The organism is Allopontixanthobacter confluentis, assembly GCF_009827615.1.
Taxonomy (GTDB): domain Bacteria; phylum Pseudomonadota; class Alphaproteobacteria; order Sphingomonadales; family Sphingomonadaceae; genus Allopontixanthobacter; species Allopontixanthobacter confluentis.
In genome coordinates this window covers 555,372-578,405 of sequence record NZ_WTYU01000002.1, presented here as the reverse complement: position 1 = coordinate 578,405, position 23,034 = coordinate 555,372, and the positions used below count along the sequence as shown (strand labels likewise).

Here is a 23,034-nt window from a genome sequence, read left to right as displayed (position 1 = left end):
AGCAGGGGTTCCCGCAGCGACGACACGGCTTCCTGTCGTCGCGCCGGCCATCATCCCTGCCCCTTGAGCGCCGCGATATTGGCAGCGTAGCAATCCGGCCCGCCCTTGAACGTGGCAGACCCTGCCACCAGCACATCTGCGCCGGCATCAACACACAGCCGCGCCGTTTCAGGATTAACGCCGCCATCCACTTCCAGCCGGATGTCGCGGCCCGTCTTGTCGATCATCTTGCGCACCGCTTCGATCTTGCGCAGCTGGCTGTGAATGAAGCTTTGCCCGCCGAAACCGGGGTTCACACTCATCACCAGCACCAGATCGATATCGTCGATCAGATAATCCAGCATCTTGGCAGGTGTTGCAGGGTTGAGCGAGATACCCGCCTGTTTGCCCAATGCCTTGATCGCCTGCACCGTGCGGTGCGTATGCGGCCCGGCTTCGGGGTGGACAGTGATGATATCCGCCCCGGCGTTGGCGAATGCCTCCAGATAGGCATCGACCGGGCTGATCATCAGATGGACATCGAAAATCTTGGCCGTGTGGGGGCGCAGCGCCTTGACCACATCAGGGCCGATGGTGATGTTGGGCACATAATGGCCATCCATCACGTCAACATGGATCCAGTCAGCGCCAGCGGCGTCAATCGCGCGCACTTCTTCGCCCAGCCGGGAAAAGTCGGCAGACAGGATGGAAGGCGAAATAAGCGGTATTGCCATGCTCGGGCGCTTTACGTGGGAGGCAAGCGGAACGCTTGCGGGTAGTGATTGCGGGCTGCCAACGGGTTAGATGCCAGATGTAGTAGCGGCAAGCGCCAAGGATGCGCTTTTCCACACTGGCCCCGCCTGTCTGCCGGGTTTTTTGCAAGTTTGCCCTCTCCAGAAGCGTTCCCCTGCGCGCATCCTTCGTGGATTCATGGCCTGCTGGTTTCCGGACCCTGCGGAAGCCTGAACATTGGCATTGTGTGCAATTCAGCGGTAATTCATGGCCGTGCACGCAAATGGGCGCCATATTCAGCGAACATCCCGCCTGCCGAAGGGTTGGCGAATCGGATGTTCTGAAGCTGCGCCCGTGCAGCCAGATTTGGAAACTTACAGATTATGATGACCACGACCCATCTTCGTTCTGCGGCCGTTGCCCTGGTGGCCGGCACAATGTTGCTGGCTGCCCCCGCACAGGTGCACGCACAGCCGCAATACCGGCAGACGATCTCCAACAACCTTGCAAAATGTTCTTCCAGTGCCGGTCCGGCCGTGAAAGTCACGGTCAGCGGCATCAAGGCATCGACCGGCAGGATTCGCATCCAGAGTTACAAGGGCACCAAGGCGGACTGGCTTGAAAAAGGGCGTTGGCTCAACCGGATCGAAGCGCCTGCGCGCGCAGGGTCGATGACATTCTGCCTGCCAGTGCCTGGCCCCGGCGAATATGGCATTGCCGTGCGCCACGATCTGAATGGCAATGGCGATACGGACCTGAGGGAAGATGGCGGCGCCATGTCGAACAACCCCAGCATCAACATTTTCAATCTGGGCAAGCCCCACTTCAAGAAGACAGCCTTTACGGTGGGCAGCGGCGTCACCTCCATCACCCTGTCGATGAAATATTTCTGACCGTCACGCACGGTTACGCCACACATTGAACAAGACGCCCGGTGCTGCCAGCAGCGGGTGTTTTTCGCGCCACGGGGTTATTTCTACAGGAACGCCGGTGTGGCGTTCGATTTTCCACGCAGCATAGCGGGCGGCCCCGTCAAATGTGGTGGTGGCCCGGACCAGACGCAGCAGGTTAAGTGGTTTGCCCAGCCGCCGGCGCACATTCCACCAGCGTAAGATCTGCTGGCGTTTTTGCGGCGCAAGCTGCGGCGTGATGGACGCGCCATCAGCGGTAAAAGGGATGCCCTGTGCCGCCAGTGCCAGCGGTAACAGCCCGTCAAAATGGGCCGCATTCATATCCAGAATGGAATTTTCGCGCCCCGGCTTTTCCACCCGGAATTCTGCCTGATAAGTCGCCTGAAACAGGGCGCGCCAATAGTCACGCTCCGTCCCGCATGGCGGGCCAAGTGCAATACTGAGCCGGGCTGCGGTTTCAGCCGCCGCCGCAATCGCACGGGCCACAGTGTCGCGGGTTTCCCCGTCAGCCAGCCACACCAATGCGCTTGGCTGGACAAAACGCGCCCAGATTGTGGCATCTCGCCGCTGGCCGCACGCTGCGGCAGCGAAGGTGGACAGAGCCATGGTGGCAGCCTTGGCGCGCAGGGTTTGCCCGGCATAGTCCCATTCATGATAGCTGACCCGTGGCCATATCCGGCTGCGTTCTGCCCCCGGCATCAGCAGATAGAAATCGAGCACGCCTTCCAATTCGCCGGTTCGCAGGTTCGATCCGTAAAACAGCGCTGCCACAGCGCCTGTATCGCGTGCCAGCGTCGCGGCAAAGTCGCGCACGGCCTGATGGACCGGCGCATCCAGCCCGGCGGCAATGCGCTGGTGCAAACCGCTGCCCGCATCACGCGGCGTCACGGGACCACGAAGCACAATTCAGGGCCATTGGACACGGTGTAACGGCCTGCCGGAAAAGCCTCCCCATCCAGAATGAATTCGTCAGCCAGCGCCAGATCATACCGGTCCGTACGCACGAAATGCACCCCGGCACGCAGCACCCATTGGGGCACCTTGCCAGCAACAATGGCAGGGATCATCGCCAGCAGCCGCCTGCGCGGACGGTCTACCACCGTCAGTTTCAGGCCGGTGCGATAGGGGCCAAACGGCTTCATGCCCACGGGCAGGTTTTCCAGCGTGGATGAGATGAGAAACCAGCGTTTGTCCGGATCGCCAATGCCGCTGTGGGCCAGCGGGTTGCCTTCAGCGCCGATATGCAATTGCATCCCGACCCCGCTGCGCCAGCGGTTCCGATCCGTGCCGAACAGGGATTGCACAACGCCCCACGCGGTGGTCGCGCCCACGGCCAGACTGTTGAATGCCCCCATTCTGTGCGCGTCCTGCCCCACGCGGATGCCGGTGGTAAATGCGCCTGCGCCAAGAATGAACCCCAGCATGGCGGGCGGCTTGGTACTGCCTGCCCCGCTGGGCGGGCTGGTTTCTGCTCCGGCGATTTTCAGGGCGCGGCGGCGCACTCTGTTGCCCCGTTCAAACGCGGCAATGGCATCGGCCAGTGACCAGTCTGCCGGCGCGCCAAGGTCCACATTCAGTGCATTGGTCTTGCCCTTGGGCAACACCGCCAGTGCCGGCCAGTCATCCCCCCAGATGGGCAGGCCGCTGGTCAAGACATCACGCACGGTGCCATCACCGCCGTTGATGACCAGCAATTCTACCCCGCGCTGCGCGAAACCGGCCAGCAATCCAGCCAGATCCGCCGTGCCGGAAGGATGGGCCACCAGAATATTGGGCCGGTCGGTCGAATCATGGTCCAGCCCCTGATTGCGATGGCTGTGCCGGTTATAGATGACCCCGACCAAAGGCTGTTTCGGGCCCGGTTTTGCGGCGGTGGCGGGGGTAGGAGTGGAGTTTTGGCCAGTCATTTCACCAGCGCCTTAGCCGCCATTGCGCTCTTCATCCATAGGGGGGCATAAATTGGCTGGGACTCAGCCGGTTTAATTATGTAGCATCGGCCCATGCACCAGACGGACCTGCTTTCATCCGCCAATGCGCTGGCTGACCGGATCATCAGCCTGCGCCGCGCCATTCATGCCGAACCGGAACTGGGGCTGCATACCCCCAAAACCCGTGACAAGGTGCGCGCGGCCTTGGCCAATCTGCCGCTGGAATGGCGCAGCGGCCCGTCCACCACGGGCGAAGTGGCCATATTGAAAGGCACGAAACACAGCGCCGCACCGGGCAGGCGCGTAGTGTTGCGCGGCGATATGGACGCATTGCCCATGCCGGAAAATACCGGCCTTGAATTTGCTTCCACCACCCAAGGGGCGATGCACGCCTGCGGCCATGATACGCACACCGCCATGCTGGCAGGCGCTGCCCAAATGCTGTGCGCGCGGCAGGCCGACATTGCTGGCGAAGTCATGTTCATGTTTCAGCCTGGCGAAGAAGGATACCACGGCGCCCGTTTCATGCTGGATGATGGCCTGCTGGGCGGCACGCCGGATGATCCGCTGCCTGACGCCGCCTTTGCGCTGCACATCATGCCCAATGCGCCGCACGGAATTATCGCTGGCAAAGCCGGCCCGCTGATGGCCGCTGCCGACCAGTTCGAAATTACCGTTACCGGCGAAGGCGGCCATGCCTCCATGCCGCATGATACGCGTGATCCGGTGCCCGCCGCCTGTGCCATTGTGACCGCATTGCAGGCCATGGTTACCCGCCGGTTCAACGCGGCGGATGCGGTGGTGGTCACTGTCACCCGGATGGATGCGGGAACGGCGCATAATATCATTGCCGACCATGCCACCCTGCGCGGCACCATGCGCACATTGTCGCCCGCGCACCGGGCCCGCGTGCATAGTCTGCTGGATGAAGTGGCCCGGAACATTGCGGCTGCGCATGGGGTGGCCGCCACGGTCCTTGTCACGCCCGGTTTCCCGGTCACCATCTGCGATGAACGCGCGGTGGCGCTGGGCCGCACGGTGACGCAGCAATTGCTGGGGCCAGAGGGCTGGAAAGACCTGCCCGCGCCGATCATGGGCGCGGAAGATTTCGCCTATGTGCTGGAAAAAGTGCCCGGCGCAATGTTCTTTCTGGGCGTTGCGCCCAGCGGCGCGGACTGGACCACGTGCTGCGGCATCCATTCATCGCGCATGATGGTGGATGAAGCTGCCCTGCCGCGCGGCACGGCCATTCTGGCAGGCTGCGCCATCCAGTTCCTCGAACAGGGGTTCACCTGACGCGGCACGTTGCAACATGACAGGAACGGCAAGTGTCAAAAGGCACCCGGATACAAGCGGAGAGATGATGAACGATACGCCCACGAGAAATCGGCCCACCAGCGATCAGCATTGCTACACCTTCAGCGAAGGGTTGGCGCGCAGTGCGGCAGAAAACCCGCAGCAAATCGCCCTGCGTTTCGGTGAGCGGACGACCACATTTGCCGAATATGACCGGCATGCCACCCAGATTGCCAATGGCCTTGCCGCCATGGGCCTGAAGAAAGGTGACCGCATTGCCTATCTGGGCAAGAACAGCGATATTTGCGTCGAATTATGCGTTGGCGCATCGCGTGCAGGCGTGGTGTTCGTGCCGATCATTTGGCGCCTTGCCCCTGCCGAGGTGGATTTCATCCTCAAGGATTGTGGCGCGAAAATCCTGTTCGTGGAAGATGCCTTCCGGAATGTCCCGTGGGACGGTGACACGGTGCATATGGAAAATGAATTTGCTGCCTGGCGTGACCGGCAGAGCGATGCGCCAGTCGCCAGCCAACCGGTGGCAGACGAAGCGTTTTTGCAGCTTTACACATCCGGCACCACGGGCAAGCCCAAGGGCGTGGTCCTGAGCAACCGCAACGGCACCTGCCTGCGCCCGCGCCTGGAAGCTGAAAACATCTACTGGTATTGTGCAGCGCCGGGCGACACGATGATTTTCGCCATGCCATACGGCCATATTGCCGGGGTCGGCACGGCCATCAGCGGCGCATTGGGCGGGCAGGAAATCATCATTCACGCCGAATTCGATCCTGCCCTGCTGATCAGCGATGTGCAGAAATATGCGGTCAAATGGCTGTTTCTGGTGCCTGCTGCGCTGGGCATCATGCTGGCCCATCCCGATGCGGAAAATGCGGATTTTTCGTCAGTCAAAGGGCTGACCTACGGTGCCAGCCCCATCCCGCTCGACCTGCTGAAGGAAGGCGTGGACCGGTTGCGGTGCGATTTTGCCCAGCTTTACGGGCTGACCGAAACTTATGGCACAGTCATTTCCCTGTCGCCGGAAGACCACTTGCCCGGCCGCGAACATGTGATGCGGTCCGCCGGAAAGCCCTTGCCCGGCGTTGAATTGCGCATTCTGGATGAAAATCTCAACCCTCTTCCCCCCGGCATTATCGGCGAAGTCGCCATCCGGTCGGAATGTGTGATGATCGAATATTGGAACCGGCCTGAAGAAACCGCCAAGGCGCTGATTGGCGATGGCTGGTTCCGCACTGGCGATGCCGGCATCGTGGACGAAGAAGGCTATCTCTACATCCAGGACCGGATCAAGGACATGATCATCAGCGGCGGCGAAAACGTCTATCCTGCCGAAGTGGAAAGCGCGCTGTATGGCCACCCCGACATCGCCGACATTGCGGTAATCGGCGTGCCAGACCCCAAATGGGGCGAAGCGGTAAAAGCGGTGGTGGTGTGCAAGGACGGCTGCCAGCCTGACGAAGCGTCGATCATTGCCTATGCAAGGCAGCAGATCGCGGGCTTCAAATGCCCCAAAACAGTCGATTTCATCAGCGCCCTGCCGCGCAATCCATCCGGCAAGATCCTGCGCCGCGAATTGCGCGCACCATATTGGGAAGGGCTGGACCGGCAGGTGAACTGACGCTGCGGCGGGCAGGCCGCATCCCTGACTGGCAGAAGCGCGTATGGTTGCAGCCAGTCAGGCATTGCGTCAAAACCAGAAGCGGACCCCAAGCACGAAATTCGTGGCGCTGCGATCTTCGCCTGCCAGCCGGGCAAAATCAGCACTACCGCCGAATTTCCGTTCATGCGCGATACCGATATAGGGCGCAAATTCGCGGGCAAATTCATAGCGCAGGCGCACACCCGCTTCCACGCTATCAAGGCCTGTACCAATGCCAAGTTCCGCCACATCCTGCGCAGCCAGATTTATCTCCAGACGTGGCTGGAGGATCAGGCGCTGGGTGATTTTCTGGTCAAGTTCAGCCTCGACCCTGGCTGTAATGTCACCCCGGTCGGACAGGAATGCAGCAGCGTCAATCTCGAACAGATAGGGCGCAAGGCCCTGAGCCCCGATCACGGCGTATGTGCGGTTTTGCGGCGCAACATCCTGGCGGACGCCCACTTGCAGATCGAAATATGGTCCGATGGCGTGACTGTATAGCGCCTGAAATTCGGCCTCTTCGATCGCTTCGCCGAAACTGCCCTCGCCTTCGGATTTGAACCAGATCTTGTCCAGATCACCGCCGTAATATGCCTGGACATCCCACAGATACCCATCGCGCCCGTCACCCATCCGATATTCTGCGCGGTCGGCCTGGAACCAGAAGGTTTGCATCCCCCCGTTTTCCTGCGCCAGTGCGTCCCTGCTGGCCTGCATTGCTGCAGCGCCCCAGATGGCATCAGCGGCACGGGCGGGGCCGGACCCGGCAGCGGCAGGGGGCGCGGCTTTGATTGCTGGCATCCCCATCGAACCGTGGCCCATCGAACCGTGGCCCATCGAACCGTGGCCCATCGAACCGTGGCCCATCGAACCGTGGCCCATCGAACCATGGTCCATCGCACCATGGTCCATCGCACCGTGCCCCATTGCCGAATGGTCCATGGCAGATTGGTTCATTGCCGAATGATCCATAGTCGAATGGTCCATCCCAGCATGGTCAACAGGCTTGGTGGCAGGCTGGCACTGGTCCTTTTCAGGTATATGCCCCATCGCACGATGGCGCTCGGCTTCCTCCTCACAAGCGCGCACCTTCTCGGCCTCGGCCTCGGCCTCAGCCTCAGACTTTGCCTGTGCCTGTGCCTGCATCATCGCCTGATGATCGTGAGCCTGCGCGACGGCGGGCGCGGGCGCGAAGATGGAAATTGCGCAGATGCCAGCGCCGACTCGCCACATTTTCATCACGCCGCACCTCCCTGCGGAGCCACGGTGACGATCTGGAACATGCCGGAATGCATATGGTAGAGCAAATGGCAGTGGAATGCCCAATCGCCTTCCTCATTCGCAGTGAGATCGAATGTCGCGCTGCCGCCCGGCTGCACGATGAGCACATTCTTGCGTGGCTGGAAGCCGACAGGGGCCCCGTTTACCAGCTCGAAAAAAAGGCCGTGCAGGTGGATCGGGTGCGCCATCATGGTATCGTTGACCAACTTCACCCGGACCCGTTCATTATAAGCGAAGCGAATGGGATCTTCGCTGACGGCTGTGAATTTCTTCCCGTCAAACGACCACATATACCGTTCCATGTTGCCGGTCAGGTGGATTTCCATCTCGCGTGACGGGGGACGCGCATCGTCATTGGCCGCCAGCGCCACCAGATCCTTGTATGTCAGCACGCGGTGGCCGACATCGTCCAGCCCGATCCCCGGATCGCCCATCCGGTCGATCGGGTTCATTGCGACCATATCGATGCCGGGGCCGATTTTCACGTCAGGCGGAAGTAGCGACGTATCGCGCATATTCATGCCGGCCCCCATAGTGGTACCCATACCAGCATCCATCGTGCCATGATCCATCGTGGCATGATCCATCTTGCCATGGTCCATCTTGCCATGGTCCATCTCGGCCTGGCCCATATTACCATGGTCCATCCCGCTCATGCCCATATCTGCCATCGTCAGCAGGGGCGGGTCGCGCAAGGCGGGAACTGGCGCGCGCGCACCCGGACGGCTGGCAAGCGTGGCAATTGCCATGCCGGAACGGTCCATGGCTTCCGCCACAATCGTCATTGCCTCGCCCACTGGCTCCACAATAATATCGTAAATTTCTGCCGTACCGATCTGAAATTCATGCACGGCAACAGGCCGCACGGGCAATCCATCGGCGGCCACCACATGCATTGTCGCACCGGGAATGCGCAGGTTGAAAAAGCTCATTGCGCTGCCGTTGATAATTCTCAGCCGGATGCGCTCGCCCTTGGCAAACAGAAACTCCGGCGCTTCTTGCGGTCCAAATCCGTTGGCAAGATAGGTGTAGGTCGATCCCGTCACGTCGAGAATGTCGGTCGCCATCATCCGCATTTTCGCCCACATGCGCCGCTCATTGCCATCCATCGGATAATCATCAGTGGCGGTCGCCTGCTGGTAATTGAAGTAGCCTTCGCCGTGCTTCAGTTTCGTCATGATCGTGTGCGGATGGAGCGGCGTAAACTCGCTCAGCAACAGCACATATTCCCGGTCCGCCTCAATCGGATCAGGCCCGGCAGGGTCGATGATGAGCGGCCCGTAATGGCCGGACTGCTCCTGCATTCCCGAATGCGAATGCCACCAATATGTGCCCGCCTGCCGGATCGGCGGCAAATCGTAAACAAAGGTTTCGCCCGGCTTGATGCCGGGAAAGCTGACCCCGGGCACACCGTCAAACTGAAACGGCACCAGCAGGCCGTGCCAGTGAATTGAACTGTCCTCGTCCAGCATGTTGGTCACATTCAGTTTGACCGGCTCGCCTTCCTTCAGACGAATGAGCGGCCCGGGCACGCTGCCATTGACAGCAACGCCATGGCCGCGGCGCCCCTGGATCATGCGCTGCCCCGCGGCGATGGTGAGGTTTATCTCCCGCCCCGACACCTCGTCAAAACCCTGACGAAGCATGCCCGCATGCCGGATGTCGCCGCCGCGCGCCCACGCCGGGGCCGCGAGTGCGCTTGCGCCCACCAGGCCAGTGCCAATCATCTGACGGCGGGATAATTTTAATCCGGGCATATGTCTTGCGGCTCCTCAGACCTTGTACCTATATACCCCCCATAGGTATTACAAGAAATTGAAGCTGTGTTTTTTTCAGGATTGGAATTCGAATTGCCAGCAACGCAGGATCGGAAAATCACCAACCGTCTGCGCCGCATCGAAGGGCAGGTGCGCGGTGTAGCGCAGATGGTGGAGGATGATCGCTACTGCATCGAAATCCTCGATCAGATCCAGGCTGTCAAAGCGGCGCTGGGCCGTGCGGAAAGCGAAATTCTGAAGCGCCATGCGCAATGCTGCGTGGCCGAGGCAATCAGCAGCGGCGATGCCGAGGAGCAGAAAACCAAGTTCAACGAATTGATCGACCTGTTTGAAAAAGCGAAGCGGTAGGAAAACATGACAATGGCCAACAGCAAGACAGCGACAGTGTACCGAATGGTCATGCCCGGCCATGTGTGCCCCTATGGCCTGAAGATGCTGGATCTGCTGGAACGGCAGGGCTTTTCGGTTGATGACCGCCATCTGGCCACGCGCGAGGAGACTGAGGCTTTCAAGCAAAAGCACGATGTCAAAACCACGCCGCAGACGTTCATTAATGGGCAGCGGATTGGCGGATATGATGATCTGCGCGAATATTTCGGCAAATCCGTGCAGAAAGATGGTGATACTAGCTACCAGCCGGTCATCGCGATTTTCGGGATCGCCCTGCTGCTGGGCCTGGCCATCAGCTGGTATGTGTTCGAGACCATATTCACCGTGCAGGCGCTGGAATGGTTCGTGAGTTTCTCCATGGTCTTGCTGGCATTGCAGAAGCTGCAGGATGTTCGCAGTTTCTCGACGATGTTTCTCAATTATGATCTGCTGGCGGCGCGCTGGGTGCCATACGGCTTCGTTTACCCCTTCGCCGAAGGCTTGGCAGGTGTGCTGATGGCCGCACACGCCTTGCCGGCCATATCCGTTCCACTATCGCTGTTTATCGGCACCATCGGCGCAGTCAGCGTGTTCAAGGCGGTCTATATCGACAAGCGAGAGCTGAAATGCGCCTGTGTCGGCGGAAGCTCCAATGTTCCGCTCGGCTTTGTGTCCCTGACAGAGAACCTCATCATGATCGGCATGGGGCTGTGGATGGGCGCAAAGGCGCTGGGCTGGATGGCAATGTAAACGCTGATCGAAGGAAGAAGACTGATGCAACAATGAACCTTTCAACACATCAGCGGACTTTAGTCGTCGCAGGCGCGCTACTCTTTTTGATTGGCTTGTTGCAAGGAGCGGTCGTTCAGAGCTTTCTAAACCCGCGTATGGCTCTCTCGGCCCACCAAACTGCTGTTCAAAGTGGCATGGCAATGATGATTGTCGGGGCCCTTTGGGCATCCGCCGATCTTCGTTCGACCTATTCCAGCTTAGCGCGATGGACAATTGTCATAGGCATGTTTGGCCTTTGGGCTGGCTTGACTGCATCAGCAGCGACTGGCGCGAGTAACAACCTGCCCATTGCTGGCGCTGGATATAGTGCCGCACAGGTGACGGAGGCCTTGGTTTCAATTGCGGTGCTCGGAGGCAGCGTCTTGATGACGATTGGTTGGTCGATATTCGTGATCGGGCTGATTCGCGCGAAGCGCTGAGTAAAGACTGTTTTCGGGTCCGCCCCTCGAAAGGGGGCAATGTCCGCGATTAAGGGTCGAGAGCGGACCAAGTGTGGCGAGCTCGGCGTGCGCCCTACCTGGCGACGCGGAATTCGCGAATGTTCCACCCATTTCACCGCAAACACACCGGAGTGCAAAATCGGTCGGTCAGGCAAAAATGGCAGAAAAGCTGGTGCACCCGACAGGATTCGAACCTGTGACCTCTGCCTTCGGAGGGCAGCGCTCTATCCAGCTGAGCTACGGATGCGTTCAGGAGGGGCCGCTTAGCAAAGGGCTTCGCTGCTTGGAAGCGTAATGTGGCATTGGGGCCGATCTAACTTTTTACCGGGGGCTTGTTCCTCATTAGCAATTTGGCAAGTGACGGCTGCTAGGGCTGCGGCACTATGAACGCTTATTCTTCAGATTTTCATGTGGCAGGCATTCAGCCAGCTTTTGATGCGGCGATTTCGGACGGCGTGCAAAATGCATTCGGCCAGCAATGGGCAGCGCTGGAGGAAGCGGGAATGGCGGTAGCCGTGATGGCCGGCGTGGAGGCGCACGCCGCGGCTGACACTTCTGTTTTGCGCGCATTTCCGTCGTTGATTGAAAAAACTGGTGGCTGGAAAATGGAACTGGCGCGCAACGGGGTCGCGGACCTGAGCGCATTTATGCAGCCCGGACTTGCTGCCTTGCTGGCAGTAAACGCACGCGGGCAGGATGCGCAGCCAGCGGCACGGGCATTGTGGCAGGAATTCAGCAAGGCGCGCGATGCGCTGCTTGGCCTGGTCCCTACCGCAGATCAGCCCTAGTCATTTCGGACAGCCCATCGGGCGTGATCTTGCCGGGGGCGAAAAGCCCGATTCGGCAACTTGACGAAGTTCCCTCTATGTTCCAAATGTGGGCATGGCCGAAACTTCGCTTACATCTCCCTTCGCCGCGCAGCTGAAAAGCGCCCCCGACCAACTAGTTTTGTATGGCGCGCAAGCGGTTTCGCGCGGTATTTGCCGCCTGTTTGCCCGCAATGACATCTGGTGCCTGGGCGAGATGGCGCTGCGCAATGGCCGCCGCGCCGATTTGATGGGGATCGACCCCAAGGGGCGAATCGTCATTGTGGAAATCAAAGTCAGCCGCGCTGATCTTTTGGGCGACGAGAAATGGCCCGATTACCTCGATTTTTGCGATCGGTTCTATTGGGGTCTTCCGCCTGAACTGGACCGCAGCCCGCTGGAAAATGACGATTACCGGCCCGATTTCTGCGGCGTGATCGTGGCGGACAGTTATGATGCTGAAATTGTTCGCCCTGCCCCGACCCATCCGCTGGCAGCGGCCCGCCGAAAGGTTGAAGTTGAACGGCTGGCACGCGCCGCCCTGCGCCGCCAGTTGACCGGTCTGGACCCTGATTGTGCACCGTGGCGTGGCGGCGACTAGGCACGCACAAAAGTTGCAGCTGTGATTCGGCCAATAATTGGGAGAATGATTCGGCCGATAATGGGGCTGTTTCATCACGCCCCCATGCGCCATAATGCAACAATGGGTTCTGCCATCATCCTTTCGGCAATCGCGATGACCGTCATAGTGGCGGTGCGCTATATGCTCACCAGCGGTATTTTCGCATGGGCGACAGCGCGGCTGCGTCCGGGCCATTACGCCGGGCTAGATGCGCAAATCCGCACCGAAATTACCTGGTCACTCCTGTCCGCCGCCATTTACGGCATTCCTGCCGGAATTGTCGCGTGGGGATGGGACAGCCTTGGCTGGACAAAGATTTATACAGACTGGTCGCAATATCCGTTGTGGTATTTGCCGCTGTCCTTGTTCGCCTTTCTGTTTGCACATGACACATGGTTTTACTGGACCCACCGCTGGATGCACCAGCCGCGCATTTTTCGCGCAGCCCATGCCGTGCACCACGCCAGCCGCCCGCCCACAGCGTGGGCCGCAATGAGCTTTCACCCGCTGGAAGCATTGACGGGCGCCTTTTTCATTCCCGTTCTGGTTTTTCTGATACCCATCCATGTGAGCATGCTGGGCGCTGTGCTGGCCATCATGACAGTGATGGGTGTAACTAATCACATGGGCTGGGAAATGTTTCCGCGGGCCTTCGTTCATTCGCAATTCGGAAACTGGTTGATAAGTGCCAGCCATCATCAGCGTCATCACGAGCAGTATTTATGCAATTACGGCCTCTATTTTCGATTTTGGGACCGCTTGTGCGGGACCGACAGGGGGCTGTCGGACGCTTTCGACGCGCAGGCCGCATCGCCGCCCTGACCGGCATGGTCACATCAGCAGTTGCGTCCGCAGCAGCGCCTGCCGCGGGGCCTGCCGCCAGCCAGATCAGCGGGCAACCGTCTGGCCGGGCCAGCGACATCACCATCACGGTGACAGGCCTCAGATCCAGCAAGGGGGTCGTGCGGGCCTGCATCACTTCCAACCCTGACCAGTTTCCCAAATGCCGGGGCGATGCTGCCAGCATCAGTATCGTCAAACCAGCCGCGCAGACACTTACGCTGACCTTTCACGATATCAAGGCAGGCCGATATGCCGTCGCGCTGCTGCATGATGAAAACAATAACGGCAAGGCTGACCGGGCCTTCATGATGATGCCCACCGAAGGATTCGGTTTTTCGCGTGACGCCAAGGTGAAAATGGGGCCGCCAAAATTCGACGAGGCCGCGTTTGACGTCAGCGGCGGCACGGTCAAGCAGACCATCAGAATGCGGTACATGCTGTAACCGGGCGGGCGGGGCATCAGGGGCGGGCCACTAGGCACCGCGCCCATGGCTGACGCCAGAACGCCGCGCCACGTTTATGGCGCAACTTAACATTATGTTTACCATGTCGCGCCAGAAGGTTCCTTGCAACACGGGTCAAGGGGGCTTTGACAGCCATGGATACGCTTCGCGGGAATTTCGGTGAGACCGGCTATGATGACGGTCTGGACGATTGGCAGCGGGATTGGGACAGCGGTGAGGACGATACCGGTCTTCAGGTTCCGCCAGCCGCAATCGGGACTGACGAACGCCGGATGCAGGTCCGCGCCTATAACCATTGGGCAAGCCTGCTGGACGAGCGCAATTTCCCCTCAATCGAAGATCTGAGCCCTGAAAACCTGCCGGATTTCGGGCCTTACAGCGTGCTGCTGGATTTCACATCGGGCGTCGAGAACCCGGCGATTCGCTATCTCGGTGACCAGTTGGCCGAAGAATGCGGCACACATGATGATATCGGCACCCTGTCAGATATTCCCAGCCGATCGCTGCTGACGCGAATCACTGATCATTACATGCAGATTCTGGCGAATCAGGCACCGATCGGATTCGAGGCTGAATTTGTAAACCAGCGCGGCGCGACAATCCTGTATCGCGGTATCCTGCTGCCTTTTTCGAGCGATGATGAAGGTATCGACTTCATTTATGGCGTCATCAACTGGAAGGAAATGGCCGACCAGATGACCACGGATGAATTGCTGCTGGAAATCGACCAGGCGCTTGAAGCAGACGATGAGGATGAGGACGAACTGGAAGCGCGCGAACCTGATCCCGTGACGCAATGGGCGGACAGCCCGTCATCTGTGCCAATGGCACCAGCCGACGAACCAGCCGCATCCAACGTGCTTGATCTGGGCGAGTTGGGGGAATTGGACGCAGATGAGGAAGAAGATGAGGATGGCGCCGATAGCGGCGATTATCCGATGCCGAGCTTCGGCTTTTCCGCGAATTTCTCCATCGTTGATCCGGCCGATGCCGATGAATTCGATGATGAAGACACAGGCGACTTCGAGGATGATTCCGCCGAAGTCGGCTATGCCAGCATGATCCCGACCTTTGGCAAGGCGAACAAGACGCCGATCGATCTGGATGCACTGGCCAGCATGGCCGTGAGCGCAGAAATCGAGAGTGCGGACAGCCATGATGACGACGCTGCAGCTTACGAAACTGCTGACCCAGCCGCGTTTTCATACACCGGAAGAGGTGCCGGATTTGCTGCTGATTTTGCCGCTGATGACGAACCATCGGAACCAGAGGTCGCTGTAGAACAGCCATCGTGGACTGACCACGCGCCGCAGCCTGTGTTCAGCACCGATCCTGCTACAGCATATTCGCAAAATGATGAAGCTGACGCCGCAGAGATTCATGCCGCAGGCGCCGATGAAAGCGATTCGATAGTCGAAGATTCGGGCGTGGAAACCGCTCTCGATTTATTGGACGATTCCGACCTCGATCCTGCACTGGACACCGCGCTGGACACCGCATTAGACTCTGGTCTGGACGAAGGGCTGTATGATTGCCTGGCCGCCGCGCGCGAGCTGGCCCATGCCGCCCGCAGCTGCGAAGACCGCAGCCGGTCTGCCTTGTATGCCGCTGTTGGACGCGCGTATGATTTCAGCATCGTGGCGCAGGATGAACAGGATAATTTCGACGAGCTGATCGCCGAAAACGGCCTGACCGTGCAGGATCGCGCACCAATGACCCCGGTGGTAAAGCTGGTATTCGGCGCGGATTACGACAAGACGCGTCTGACTGAATATGCCGCCGTGCTGACCCATGCCCACCGCATGGGTGTGGAACGCGGCGCGCTGGCCGGCTTCCTGATGCAGGCAGAAGGCGGTTTGAAAGGGGTGGTTCAGGCCGAACGCCGCCTGCGCCGCGAAGAAAATTCTGAAACCGCCGAAGCCAATGAAGGCCCGCAGGAAAAGCTGGCCCGGAAACTGCGCGCCATCGAACCCATCAGCCTTGCCGATCTGGACAGTGATGGCGCGGAATTTGGCCTGGTGATGATCCGCCGCCTGCCCACGGGCGAAGTGGTGGTGCTGGGCGAAATTACCGACGATATTCCCATGGTCGAACGCGCTGGCCGCAAGCTGGTTGGCTGACATCTGAAATTATGAACACGCTTTGCGGGGCTGGATAATATCCGGCCCCGTCTGGTGTGCGCTTTCCCTTTTGCTGTCAGGCAGCTACGCCTGCCACCAGAGACATCCTGCGCAATTTCGGCCAAAGACCGCGCGGGAAAGCTGAGGGGAGCGTTATGGCGGTTAAAAGAAAGATGGGCTGGATGGGGTGGACTGTGCTGGCGATTGTGCTGGTGGCTGGGCTTCTGTTTGCAGCGCTGCAATATTCCATCGGCCAGAACGGTCCCAAGGTGCTCGACGTGGTTGACCGCCTGAGCGGCGGCACGCGCGACGTCACGCTGGTGCATAACCAGTCCCTGGGAACCGCAAAAGCGCAGAAACTGGCGGTGTATCAGCCCGCGATCAGTGCGCTGAACCAGGACGCCAGACTACCGGTTTTCGTATTTGTGCATGGCGGCGGATGGCGCAGCGGCGATCCTGACGATTATGGGTTTGTCGCACGCGGCCTCGCGCCGGAAGGCTTCATCGTGGTGCTGGCAGGTTATCGGCTGGGCGCGGAAGGCGTCTTTCCGGCCATGCTGGAAGATACTGCCAAGGCCATAGCCTGGACCAAGGGAAATATCGCCCGCTTCGGCGGCGATCCTGATGCCATCATCATCGCAGGCCATTCAGCAGGCGCATATAATGTGGCAATGATGGGGCTTGATCCTGCGTGGCTGGGCAATGAAGGAATGAAGCCGGCCGATCTGGCCGGAGTGATCGGCCTGTCCGGGCCGTATGATTTCTACCCCTTTGCCACCGAATCGACCAAGCTGGCATTTGGCGGCGCGCAAAACCCCGAAACCACGCAGCCAATTGAATTTGCCCGTGCCGGGGCGCCGCCCATGCTGCTGGTGCAAGGTGACAAGGACACCGTGGTGAAACCGCGCAATGCACGCGTGCTGGCCGCTGCCGTGAAGAAAGCCGGCGGCGCTGTCACGCGGGCCACATTTACCGAAATGGACCATAATGGGCCGATTCTGGCGCTGGCCAGCCCCTGGCGCAAAGACCGCGACATGATCAATCTGATCGATAAATTCGCCCGGGAAGTGCTGACGAAGAAGACTGCGGCAAAAGTCGCTTCAGTTCCGGTTCAGGCCAACACACCCTAAATTGCAACCGATGCGCATTCTGGGCAATTTTCTGGCAATTTTTGCCGCACTGGTGCTGGCGGCGCAGCCAGCAGCCGCGCAATCGATTTTGCGGGATGCCGAAACAGAGGCGCTGTTGCAGGACATGGCCGCTCCGCTGGTGGAAGCAGCGGGCCTGAAACCCGGCAATGTTGATATTGTGCTGGTCAATGACCCGTCCATCAATGCGTTCGTCGCTGGCGGACAGGTGGTTTATCTGCATAGCGGCCTGATTGATGCTGCTGATACGGCAAATGAAGTGCAGGGCGTGATTGCGCATGAACTGGGCCATATTACGGGCGGTCATATCATCAGAAGCAGTGAAGGCATGGGCACTGCGACCAATATCTCGATCGTGTCGCTGCTGCTGGGCGTGGCTGCGGCAGTGGCCGGCGCCGGTGATGCAGCGATGGGCGTCATCATGGCAGGACAGCAGGCTGCGATGGGCAAATTCCTCGCCTTTACCCGCGTTCAGGAATCCTCGGCGGATGCAGCGGGCGTGCAGATTTTGTCCGATGCAGGCATTTCGGGCCGCGGATCGCTGGCGTTCTTCAAGAAGCTGCAAAATCAGGAATTCCGCTATGGCTTCAGCCAGAGTGATGATGCAGCCTTTGGCCGCACCCACCCCCTGTCGGGTGACCGGATAGCCCGCCTGCGTGAAGATTACACGGTGGACCCTGCGTGGGATACAGCCGATGATGCAGCGATGCAGCAGCGCTTCGAGCGTGTGAAAGCAAAGCTGTTTGGCTATCTGTCCCAGCCTGCGCGCACCCTGCAACAATTTCCCGAAAGCCGCACTGATGTGCCGGCCCGCTATGCCCGCGCCTACGCCTATCACAAGAATGCGATGGTCGATCAGGCGTTGGCAGAAACGCAGGCCTTGCTGGAACTGAACCCCAGTGACCCCTATTTTCTGGAACTGGAAGGCCAGATATTGCTGGAATCGGGCAAGCCTGACGAAGCGCTGGACGCCTTGCGGCAAGCGACAGAGCTGACCAATTCCACACCGCTGATTGCATCGGTATTCGGTCATGCGCTGATCGCGACGGAAGACGCGGCCCATTTTGACGAGGCTGAACGGGTCTTGCGGGCAGCAGTGGGGCGGGACCGGCTCAATCCATTCGCCTGGTATCAGTTAGGCGTGGTTTACGCCCAGCAGGGTGATTTGCCCCGTGCGCGGCTGGCCAGCGCTGAACAGCAAGTGATGACGCGGCGCTATGCCGAGGCCATCCGCAGCGCGCAGGCCGCCGAAATAGGGCTGGAGGCAGGCACGCCGGACTGGATCAGGGCGCAGGATATCGGCCTGCAAGCCCGCGCGGAGCTTGAAAGACAGCAGAAGCGCAAGTAGCGCGGCATGATGACATTTTCCTTCCGTTCTTTCGCCCTCACAGCCATCATCGCGCTGGTGTTCGGATTTGGCGGCGCTGCCATCTGGTCTTTCAGCGGTCTCGGCAATGACGGCACCCGCAGTTACCTGCTGGAACATCCCGAATTGCTGCCGGAAATGGCGGAAGCCTATCAGAAGAAGGAAGCGCAGGACCGGCTCGCGGATATTTCCGATGCCGTGAAAAAACCATTCCCCGGCGCGGTTTTCGGCAATCCCAATGGTTCTGTTACGCTGGTGGAATTTACCGATTACGCCTGCGGCTATTGCCGGATGAGCGAGGAACATGTCGCCGCGCTGGTAAAGGCCAATCCGGATCTGAAAGTGGTCATTCGCGAATTTCCGATTTTTGAAGGCAGCGACAAGGCCGCGCTGGTGGCGCTGGCCGCGGCAGACCAGGACAAATATGCCGAATTCCACCGCGCCATGTTCGCCAAGGGTGCACCGACAGACGCGGCCATTGCGCAGACAGCGAAGGAAGTCGGGCTGGATATGGACAAGGCGCGCGCCTTTGCTGCCACCCCTGCCGCGCAGGCGGAACTGACCAATAATATCGCCATGGCCCAGCGTCTCGGTTTCAGCGGCACCCCGAGTTGGGTGATTGGCAATCAGGCATTTGAAGGGGCTGTCGGGCTTTCCGCGCTGCAAAACGCGGTCGATGACGCAAAGGGTTCGTGAAGGGCTGGTTCTTAATCGTCGCAGCCGCCATGTGCCTTGCCAGTGCCGGCACGGCGGCAGCGGCTGACGAAAATGCCGTCATCCGTAGCCTGACGCAATTGCAGCAGCGCGACGAAAGCCTCCAGTCCATCGGCTGGAAGCTCGTTCATGGCAATGCACCCTTTTGCACAGGTGCCGCCCCGTCAATCGGGCTGTTGTTACAGGATGTCGCGACGTTTTCCGCGCCAGATACTGTGCGCAGCGCGATGGAGATCGCAGGGGACATAGCGGTGCAGGCAGTTGCCTCCGGCTCGCCCGCACAGGCCGCTGGCCTGCCTGCCTTTGCCGAAGTGCTGGCGATAAATGGGCGCCAGATGAAGGATTTGCCAGCCGCAGGGCCGAATACATGGAAGCGGCTGCTGGATTTGCACACAGCCTTGCAATCAGACCTTTCGGCTACGGGCACAGTCAGCATTGAATGGCGCAGCCCGGGCCAGCCTGCGCGCATCAGCCATATTTCCGGCGTTGCCGCCTGCCCCGGCCGGTTTGAAGTGATTGCCGGGTCAGCCAAGGCATCTGCCAACGGAACACGCGTGGCGATCGGCGAGAAATTCGTCGGTTTTACCTATCCCGAAGAGCTGTTTGCAGCGGCCATTGCCCATGAACTGGCGCATAATATTCTGGGGCATCCTGCCTGGCTGGACACCCATGGCCGCAAGCGGTCCCACGTGCGCCTGACCGAACGCGAAGCGGACCGGATGATGCCGTGGCTGCTGGCCAATGCCGGTTATGATCCTGCGGCCGCGGAACGCTTCATGCGGCATTGGGGGCCGCGGAATGATGGCGGCTTGCTGCGCGGGCGTACGCATGACGGCTGGGACGAACGTGCCGATTTCATCGCCGCTGAATTGCCCGCCATCCGCCAGAGCATGGCTGAAAGTTCAGATGCAAATGGCCGCAATCCACACAATCGCGGGGCGGACTGGGCGACATTATTTGTCAGGCAGGGCCAGCCATAAAGCCGGCCCTGCCTGTATTTCAAGCGTCTGCTGTTTCTTCCATTTTATAGAGCGTGGCCAATGGGCGTGCCATCACGCGGCGCACCATCGGTTCGAAAAACTCCAGACTTTCACTTTCATAATCGCCATCGAACGCGGCCTGATCGTATTTTTCGCAGAATTCCGCGCACGCATCGAAATAGGGGCTGCTGCGGAACTGTTCGCGCGATTCGCGGTCCATGCCGAGATAGTGGAAATAGTAATAGCCCTGAAAATGGCCGTGATGCTGGCAAATCCAGTGCAGTTCTTCGCTGATAAACGGCTTCAATATGGCTGCTGCCACGTCCGGATGGTTGAAACTGCCCAGCGTATCGCCAATGTCATGCAGCAACGCCATCACTACATATTGTTCATCCCGTCCGTCACGGTAGGCGCGCGTTGCGGTTTGCAGGGAATGTTCCAGACGGCAGATTGGAAACCCGCCAAAATCACCGTCCAGCAGCTTGAGATGGTCCAGAACACGGTCCGCCACGCCTGAGGCAAATTCTCGGAAATGTCCGCCGATCAGTGCCCAGTCTTCGGCAGTGCCTTCCTTCATTTCGCGGAATTTCGCGCGCTCTATCGCGCCATGGCTCAGTTTCTGTTCCATACCCATCAGCTTCTCTCCTCAGCCGACATCCTATCCCATGATCGCATTTCCGCAAAACAATCTGACGGAATGCTGCAAAATCGGCTAGGCTGGCTGTCATGGTAATGCTGCCCTTCAAACCAACACCCTTCTTCCGCAACAAGAACCGGGCGTTCTGGAACCTGCAGATTGCGGGCTGGTCCGGCCTGTTCTTGTTCCGCGCGATGAGCGCGCTGGCCAACCAGCAACCCCCGTCTTTCCTGGTTCTGCTGCTGATAGAGGCGATTACCGGCTTTTCCGTCACGTTGGTGCTATCGGTCATCTACCGTCACCTGATCCAGCGCAGACCTGTGGTGACATGGGGCATGACCAGCATCGTGCTGGTAATTGCCGTCAGCCTGTTCACCTTCATCGAAGCCTGGGTTTTCAGCCTGACACGGCCAACTGGCGGGCCATCTTTTGCCCAATTGGTGATCGGCCTGTTCTATATTCCGATGACCCTGCTGGGCGCATGGTCGGCGCTGTATTACGCCATCAATTACTTCCTGCAGGTGGAAGAACAGACCGACCGGCTGGAACGGCTGGAAGCGCAGGCGACCAGCGCCCAGCTGGCCATGCTGCGGTATCAGCTGAACCCGCATTTCCTGTTCAACACGCTTAATTCCATCAGCACGCTGGTGCTGCTGAAGCAGACAGAACCCGCCAATGCCATGCTGACGCGCCTGTCATCCTTTCTGCGCCACACGCTGGTTACGCAGCCCGGCGGCAAGGTGTCGCTGGCACAGGAAGTGGATACGCTGAAGCTGTATCTGGGCATCGAACTGATGCGGTTTGAAGAACGGCTGCGGCCCGATTTCCGAATCGATCCCGAAGCGGCCAAGGCTTTCCTGCCCTCCATGCTGCTGCAACCGTTGGTGGAAAATGCCATCAAATACGCAGTTTCGCCGCAGGAAGAAGGCGCGCAGATCAGCGTTGCAGCGCAACTCGTCGGACAGCGGCTGCGCGTCACCGTTTCCGATACCGGTCCGGGGTTGAACTCTGCCACGCCGCGCCACACCCTTCCCGGTGCCATGACGGGGCAGGGACGGGCGATGTCGACAGGGGTCGGCCTCGCCAATATCCGCGATCGGCTGGCACAAGCATACGGCGATGATCATCTGTTCGAAATCCGCACTCCTCCCGAGGGCGGATTTACGGTGGTGATCGAATTGCCGTATGAGACATCGGATACTGACAACCCCGCGCCGGAAAAGGCGCGCATATCGCTCGACGCTGGCCAGAACCCAACCGCATCCCCAAACCCGTCCACAAGCACATCACAGACTGAGAAACCCAAGGCCGCGTCAACCATTACGTCATCGCAGACGAACATACATCCCGTGGGGCGCACGATCGGATCAAACATATGACTATTCGCACAATCATCGTTGATGATGAAAAACTCGCCATTCAGGGGCTGCAACTGCGGCTGGAAGCCTTTGACGATATTGAAGTGATCGAAACCTGCGCCAACGGGCGCGAAGCCATCCGCAAGATCAAGACCGAAAAGCCCGATCTGGTATTTCTCGACATCGAAATGCCCGGTTTTGACGGGTTCAGTGTGGTCAAGGGCGTGATGGAAATTGAACCGCCGCTGTTCGTGTTTGTGACTGCCTATCAGGAACACGCCATTCGCGCGTTCGAAGCCAATGCCGTCAATTATCTGATGAAGCCTGTCGATGTGGACAAGCTGGCCGATACAGTCGAGCGGGTGCGCGTGCGTCTGGCGGAAAAACGGTCCGCCGAAGAAGCGGTAAATCTGATGAATGTTCTGGCCGAAGTCGCCCCTGACGCAGCGGAGGAATTTGCCGAGGCAGAGACAGAAACCAGTGACCGGTTTGAAAAGCTCATCAACATCAAGGATCGCGGGCAGATTTTCCGCGTTGAAGTCGGCTCGATCGAACATATCGAAGCGGCAGGCGACTACATGTGCATTTACACCGGCGACAATTCGCTCATCCTGCGCGAAACGATGAAGGATCTTGAACGCAGGCTCGATCCGCGCAAGTTCCAGCGCGTCCACCGGTCCACCATCGTCAACCTTGATCAGGTGCGGCAAGTGAAACCGCATACCAATGGCGAATGTTTCCTGGTGCTGGATTCCGGCGCGGAAGTGAAAGTCAGCCGGTCCTATCGCGACGTTGTTGCCCGGTTTGTGCATTAAG

General features: G+C 59.4%; 23 protein-coding genes and 1 tRNA gene. 17 read left to right on the top strand and 7 right to left on the bottom strand.

Going from position 1 to position 23,034, the window contains the following annotated elements; genetic code table 11:
• Window positions 1–50: 50 nt before the first annotated feature.
• Window positions 51–713 carry a ribulose-phosphate 3-epimerase gene (gene rpe, locus GRI44_RS11130; RefSeq protein ID WP_160601849.1) on the bottom strand — a complete coding sequence of 221 codons (663 nt, stop codon included), beginning with the start codon at window positions 711–713 and terminating at the stop codon, window positions 51–53.
• 384 nt (window positions 714–1,097) lie between these two features.
• Between rpe and GRI44_RS11125 the strand changes: the two genes are divergently transcribed.
• Window positions 1,098–1,604 carry a DUF2141 domain-containing protein gene (locus tag GRI44_RS11125; RefSeq protein ID WP_408609205.1) on the top strand — a complete coding sequence of 169 codons (507 nt, stop codon included), beginning with the start codon at window positions 1,098–1,100 and terminating at the stop codon, window positions 1,602–1,604.
• A gap of 3 nt (window positions 1,605–1,607) precedes the next feature.
• Here the strand turns inward: GRI44_RS11125 and GRI44_RS11120 are convergent, their stop codons facing one another.
• Both GRI44_RS11120 and GRI44_RS11115 read right to left on the bottom strand, forming a co-directional pair.
• Window positions 1,608–2,525: a hypothetical protein gene (locus GRI44_RS11120; protein ID WP_408609197.1), complete on the bottom strand. Its 918-nt coding sequence runs from the start codon at window positions 2,523–2,525 to the stop codon at window positions 1,608–1,610.
• Window positions 2,507–3,529: a diacylglycerol kinase family protein gene (locus GRI44_RS11115; RefSeq protein WP_160601847.1), complete on the bottom strand. Its 1,023-nt coding sequence runs from the start codon at window positions 3,527–3,529 to the stop codon at window positions 2,507–2,509. Before GRI44_RS11115 ends, GRI44_RS11120 begins: the two co-directional genes overlap by 19 nt.
• Before the next feature lie 93 nt (window positions 3,530–3,622).
• Between GRI44_RS11115 and GRI44_RS11110 the strand changes: the two genes are divergently transcribed.
• Window positions 3,623–4,846 (top strand): M20 metallopeptidase family protein, encoded by a 1,224-nt coding sequence (locus tag GRI44_RS11110; RefSeq protein ID WP_160601846.1) that lies wholly within the window; start codon window positions 3,623–3,625, stop codon window positions 4,844–4,846.
• Between the two features lie 67 nt (window positions 4,847–4,913).
• On the top strand, window positions 4,914–6,479 hold the full coding sequence (locus tag GRI44_RS11105) for a long-chain-fatty-acid--CoA ligase (protein WP_160601845.1): 1,566 nt from the start codon (window positions 4,914–4,916) through the stop codon (window positions 6,477–6,479).
• A 69-nt stretch (window positions 6,480–6,548) separates the two neighbouring features.
• Here the strand turns inward: GRI44_RS11105 and GRI44_RS11100 are convergent, their stop codons facing one another.
• Window positions 6,549–7,739, bottom strand: coding sequence for a copper resistance protein B (locus tag GRI44_RS11100; protein WP_160601844.1), 1,191 nt, complete (start codon window positions 7,737–7,739; stop codon window positions 6,549–6,551).
• Window positions 7,739–9,538 (bottom strand): copper resistance system multicopper oxidase, encoded by a 1,800-nt coding sequence (locus GRI44_RS11095; RefSeq protein ID WP_160601843.1) that lies wholly within the window; start codon window positions 9,536–9,538, stop codon window positions 7,739–7,741. The genes GRI44_RS11100 and GRI44_RS11095 overlap by 1 nt, the downstream gene beginning before the upstream one ends.
• Window positions 9,539–9,619: 81 nt before the next feature.
• Here GRI44_RS11095 and GRI44_RS11090 point away from each other — a divergent pair, with 81 nt between their 5' ends.
• Genes GRI44_RS11090 through GRI44_RS11080 form a run of 3 tightly spaced genes read left to right on the top strand, consistent with a single transcriptional unit; the run spans window position 9,620 to window position 11,139 of the window.
• Window positions 9,620–9,907 carry a metal-sensitive transcriptional regulator gene (locus GRI44_RS11090; RefSeq protein ID WP_202386327.1) on the top strand — a complete coding sequence of 96 codons (288 nt, stop codon included), beginning with the start codon at window positions 9,620–9,622 and terminating at the stop codon, window positions 9,905–9,907.
• Window positions 9,908–9,913: 6 nt separating this feature from the next.
• Entirely contained in the window at window positions 9,914–10,678 is a 765-nt protein-coding gene (locus tag GRI44_RS11085; RefSeq protein WP_160601842.1) for a MauE/DoxX family redox-associated membrane protein, read from the top strand.
• Between the two features lie 32 nt (window positions 10,679–10,710).
• Window positions 10,711–11,139, top strand: a complete 429-nt coding sequence (locus GRI44_RS11080; protein ID WP_160601841.1) for a hydrogenase — start codon at window positions 10,711–10,713, stop codon at window positions 11,137–11,139.
• 191 nt (window positions 11,140–11,330) lie between these two features.
• Here GRI44_RS11080 and GRI44_RS11075 read toward each other — a convergent pair.
• Window positions 11,331–11,407: transfer RNA gene (locus GRI44_RS11075), tRNA-Arg, on the bottom strand.
• A 136-nt stretch (window positions 11,408–11,543) separates the two neighbouring features.
• Between GRI44_RS11075 and GRI44_RS11070 the strand changes: the two genes are divergently transcribed.
• The 9 genes from GRI44_RS11070 to GRI44_RS11035 all read left to right on the top strand — a co-directional run bounded on the left by GRI44_RS11070 (window position 11,544) and on the right by GRI44_RS11035 (window position 20,223).
• On the top strand, window positions 11,544–11,948 hold the full coding sequence (locus tag GRI44_RS11070; protein ID WP_232843116.1) for a hypothetical protein: 405 nt from the start codon (window positions 11,544–11,546) through the stop codon (window positions 11,946–11,948).
• 94 nt (window positions 11,949–12,042) lie between these two features.
• A complete protein-coding gene (locus GRI44_RS11065) occupies window positions 12,043–12,567 on the top strand; it encodes an MmcB family DNA repair protein (RefSeq protein ID WP_160601840.1) in 525 nt (174 codons plus the stop codon).
• 84 nt (window positions 12,568–12,651) lie between these two features.
• Complete coding sequence (locus GRI44_RS11060; RefSeq protein WP_232843115.1) at window positions 12,652–13,410, top strand: sterol desaturase family protein; 759 nt, start codon at window positions 12,652–12,654, stop codon at window positions 13,408–13,410.
• A gap of 5 nt (window positions 13,411–13,415) precedes the next feature.
• The gene (locus GRI44_RS11055; protein ID WP_160601839.1) at window positions 13,416–13,874 is read left to right on the top strand and encodes a DUF2141 domain-containing protein; all 459 of its coding nucleotides are present in this window, start codon (window positions 13,416–13,418) and stop codon (window positions 13,872–13,874) included.
• Window positions 13,875–14,029: 155 nt separating this feature from the next.
• Window positions 14,030–16,015, top strand: coding sequence for a PAS domain-containing protein (locus tag GRI44_RS14175; protein ID WP_202386380.1), 1,986 nt, complete (start codon window positions 14,030–14,032; stop codon window positions 16,013–16,015).
• 155 nt (window positions 16,016–16,170) lie between these two features.
• Window positions 16,171–17,145, top strand: coding sequence for an alpha/beta hydrolase (locus tag GRI44_RS11050; protein ID WP_160601838.1), 975 nt, complete (start codon window positions 16,171–16,173; stop codon window positions 17,143–17,145).
• Between the two features lie 10 nt (window positions 17,146–17,155).
• The gene (locus tag GRI44_RS11045; protein ID WP_160601837.1) at window positions 17,156–18,511 is read left to right on the top strand and encodes a M48 family metalloprotease; all 1,356 of its coding nucleotides are present in this window, start codon (window positions 17,156–17,158) and stop codon (window positions 18,509–18,511) included.
• A gap of 6 nt (window positions 18,512–18,517) precedes the next feature.
• Window positions 18,518–19,225, top strand: coding sequence for a DsbA family protein (locus GRI44_RS11040; RefSeq protein WP_160601836.1), 708 nt, complete (start codon window positions 18,518–18,520; stop codon window positions 19,223–19,225).
• Window positions 19,222–20,223: a M48 family metalloprotease gene (locus tag GRI44_RS11035; protein WP_202386325.1), complete on the top strand. Its 1,002-nt coding sequence runs from the start codon at window positions 19,222–19,224 to the stop codon at window positions 20,221–20,223. The genes GRI44_RS11040 and GRI44_RS11035 overlap by 4 nt, the downstream gene beginning before the upstream one ends.
• A gap of 19 nt (window positions 20,224–20,242) precedes the next feature.
• On the opposite strand, the gene GRI44_RS11030 is transcribed toward GRI44_RS11035, so the two are convergent.
• A complete protein-coding gene (locus GRI44_RS11030) occupies window positions 20,243–20,857 on the bottom strand; it encodes an HD domain-containing protein (protein ID WP_160601835.1) in 615 nt (204 codons plus the stop codon).
• A 92-nt stretch (window positions 20,858–20,949) separates the two neighbouring features.
• Here GRI44_RS11030 and GRI44_RS11025 point away from each other — a divergent pair, with 92 nt between their 5' ends.
• Both GRI44_RS11025 and GRI44_RS11020 read left to right on the top strand, forming a co-directional pair.
• Window positions 20,950–22,239, top strand: a complete 1,290-nt coding sequence (locus GRI44_RS11025) for a sensor histidine kinase (protein ID WP_160601834.1) — start codon at window positions 20,950–20,952, stop codon at window positions 22,237–22,239.
• Entirely contained in the window at window positions 22,236–23,033 is a 798-nt protein-coding gene (locus GRI44_RS11020; protein WP_160601833.1) for a LytR/AlgR family response regulator transcription factor, read from the top strand. Before GRI44_RS11025 ends, GRI44_RS11020 begins: the two co-directional genes overlap by 4 nt.
• Window position 23,034 lies beyond the last annotated feature (1 nt).

What these genes read in the sequence shown, in the direction of transcription:
- rpe (WP_160601849.1), bottom strand. Translation starts at nt 713, where the DNA reads ATGGCAATACCGCTTATTTCGCCTTCCATCCTGTCTGCCGACTTTTCC.
- GRI44_RS11125 (WP_408609205.1), top strand. Translation starts at nt 1,098, where the DNA reads ATGACCACGACCCATCTTCGTTCTGCGGCCGTTGCCCTGGTGGCCGGC.
- GRI44_RS11115 (WP_160601847.1), bottom strand. Translation starts at nt 3,529, where the DNA reads ATGACTGGCCAAAACTCCACTCCTACCCCCGCCACCGCCGCAAAACCG.
- GRI44_RS11110 (WP_160601846.1), top strand. Translation starts at nt 3,623, where the DNA reads ATGCACCAGACGGACCTGCTTTCATCCGCCAATGCGCTGGCTGACCGG.
- GRI44_RS11105 (WP_160601845.1), top strand. Translation starts at nt 4,914, where the DNA reads ATGAACGATACGCCCACGAGAAATCGGCCCACCAGCGATCAGCATTGC.
- GRI44_RS11100 (WP_160601844.1), bottom strand. Translation starts at nt 7,739, where the DNA reads ATGAAAATGTGGCGAGTCGGCGCTGGCATCTGCGCAATTTCCATCTTC.
- GRI44_RS11095 (WP_160601843.1), bottom strand. Translation starts at nt 9,538, where the DNA reads ATGCCCGGATTAAAATTATCCCGCCGTCAGATGATTGGCACTGGCCTG.
- GRI44_RS11085 (WP_160601842.1), top strand. Translation starts at nt 9,914, where the DNA reads ATGACAATGGCCAACAGCAAGACAGCGACAGTGTACCGAATGGTCATG.
- GRI44_RS11080 (WP_160601841.1), top strand. Translation starts at nt 10,711, where the DNA reads ATGAACCTTTCAACACATCAGCGGACTTTAGTCGTCGCAGGCGCGCTA.
- GRI44_RS11070 (WP_232843116.1), top strand. Translation starts at nt 11,544, where the DNA reads ATGAACGCTTATTCTTCAGATTTTCATGTGGCAGGCATTCAGCCAGCT.
- GRI44_RS11065 (WP_160601840.1), top strand. Translation starts at nt 12,043, where the DNA reads ATGGCCGAAACTTCGCTTACATCTCCCTTCGCCGCGCAGCTGAAAAGC.
- GRI44_RS11060 (WP_232843115.1), top strand. Translation starts at nt 12,652, where the DNA reads ATGCGCCATAATGCAACAATGGGTTCTGCCATCATCCTTTCGGCAATC.
- GRI44_RS11055 (WP_160601839.1), top strand. Translation starts at nt 13,416, where the DNA reads ATGGTCACATCAGCAGTTGCGTCCGCAGCAGCGCCTGCCGCGGGGCCT.
- GRI44_RS14175 (WP_202386380.1), top strand. Translation starts at nt 14,030, where the DNA reads ATGGATACGCTTCGCGGGAATTTCGGTGAGACCGGCTATGATGACGGT.
- GRI44_RS11050 (WP_160601838.1), top strand. Translation starts at nt 16,171, where the DNA reads ATGGCGGTTAAAAGAAAGATGGGCTGGATGGGGTGGACTGTGCTGGCG.
- GRI44_RS11045 (WP_160601837.1), top strand. Translation starts at nt 17,156, where the DNA reads ATGCGCATTCTGGGCAATTTTCTGGCAATTTTTGCCGCACTGGTGCTG.
- GRI44_RS11040 (WP_160601836.1), top strand. Translation starts at nt 18,518, where the DNA reads ATGATGACATTTTCCTTCCGTTCTTTCGCCCTCACAGCCATCATCGCG.
- GRI44_RS11030 (WP_160601835.1), bottom strand. Translation starts at nt 20,857, where the DNA reads ATGGGTATGGAACAGAAACTGAGCCATGGCGCGATAGAGCGCGCGAAA.
- GRI44_RS11025 (WP_160601834.1), top strand. Translation starts at nt 20,950, where the DNA reads ATGGTAATGCTGCCCTTCAAACCAACACCCTTCTTCCGCAACAAGAAC.
- GRI44_RS11020 (WP_160601833.1), top strand. Translation starts at nt 22,236, where the DNA reads ATGACTATTCGCACAATCATCGTTGATGATGAAAAACTCGCCATTCAG.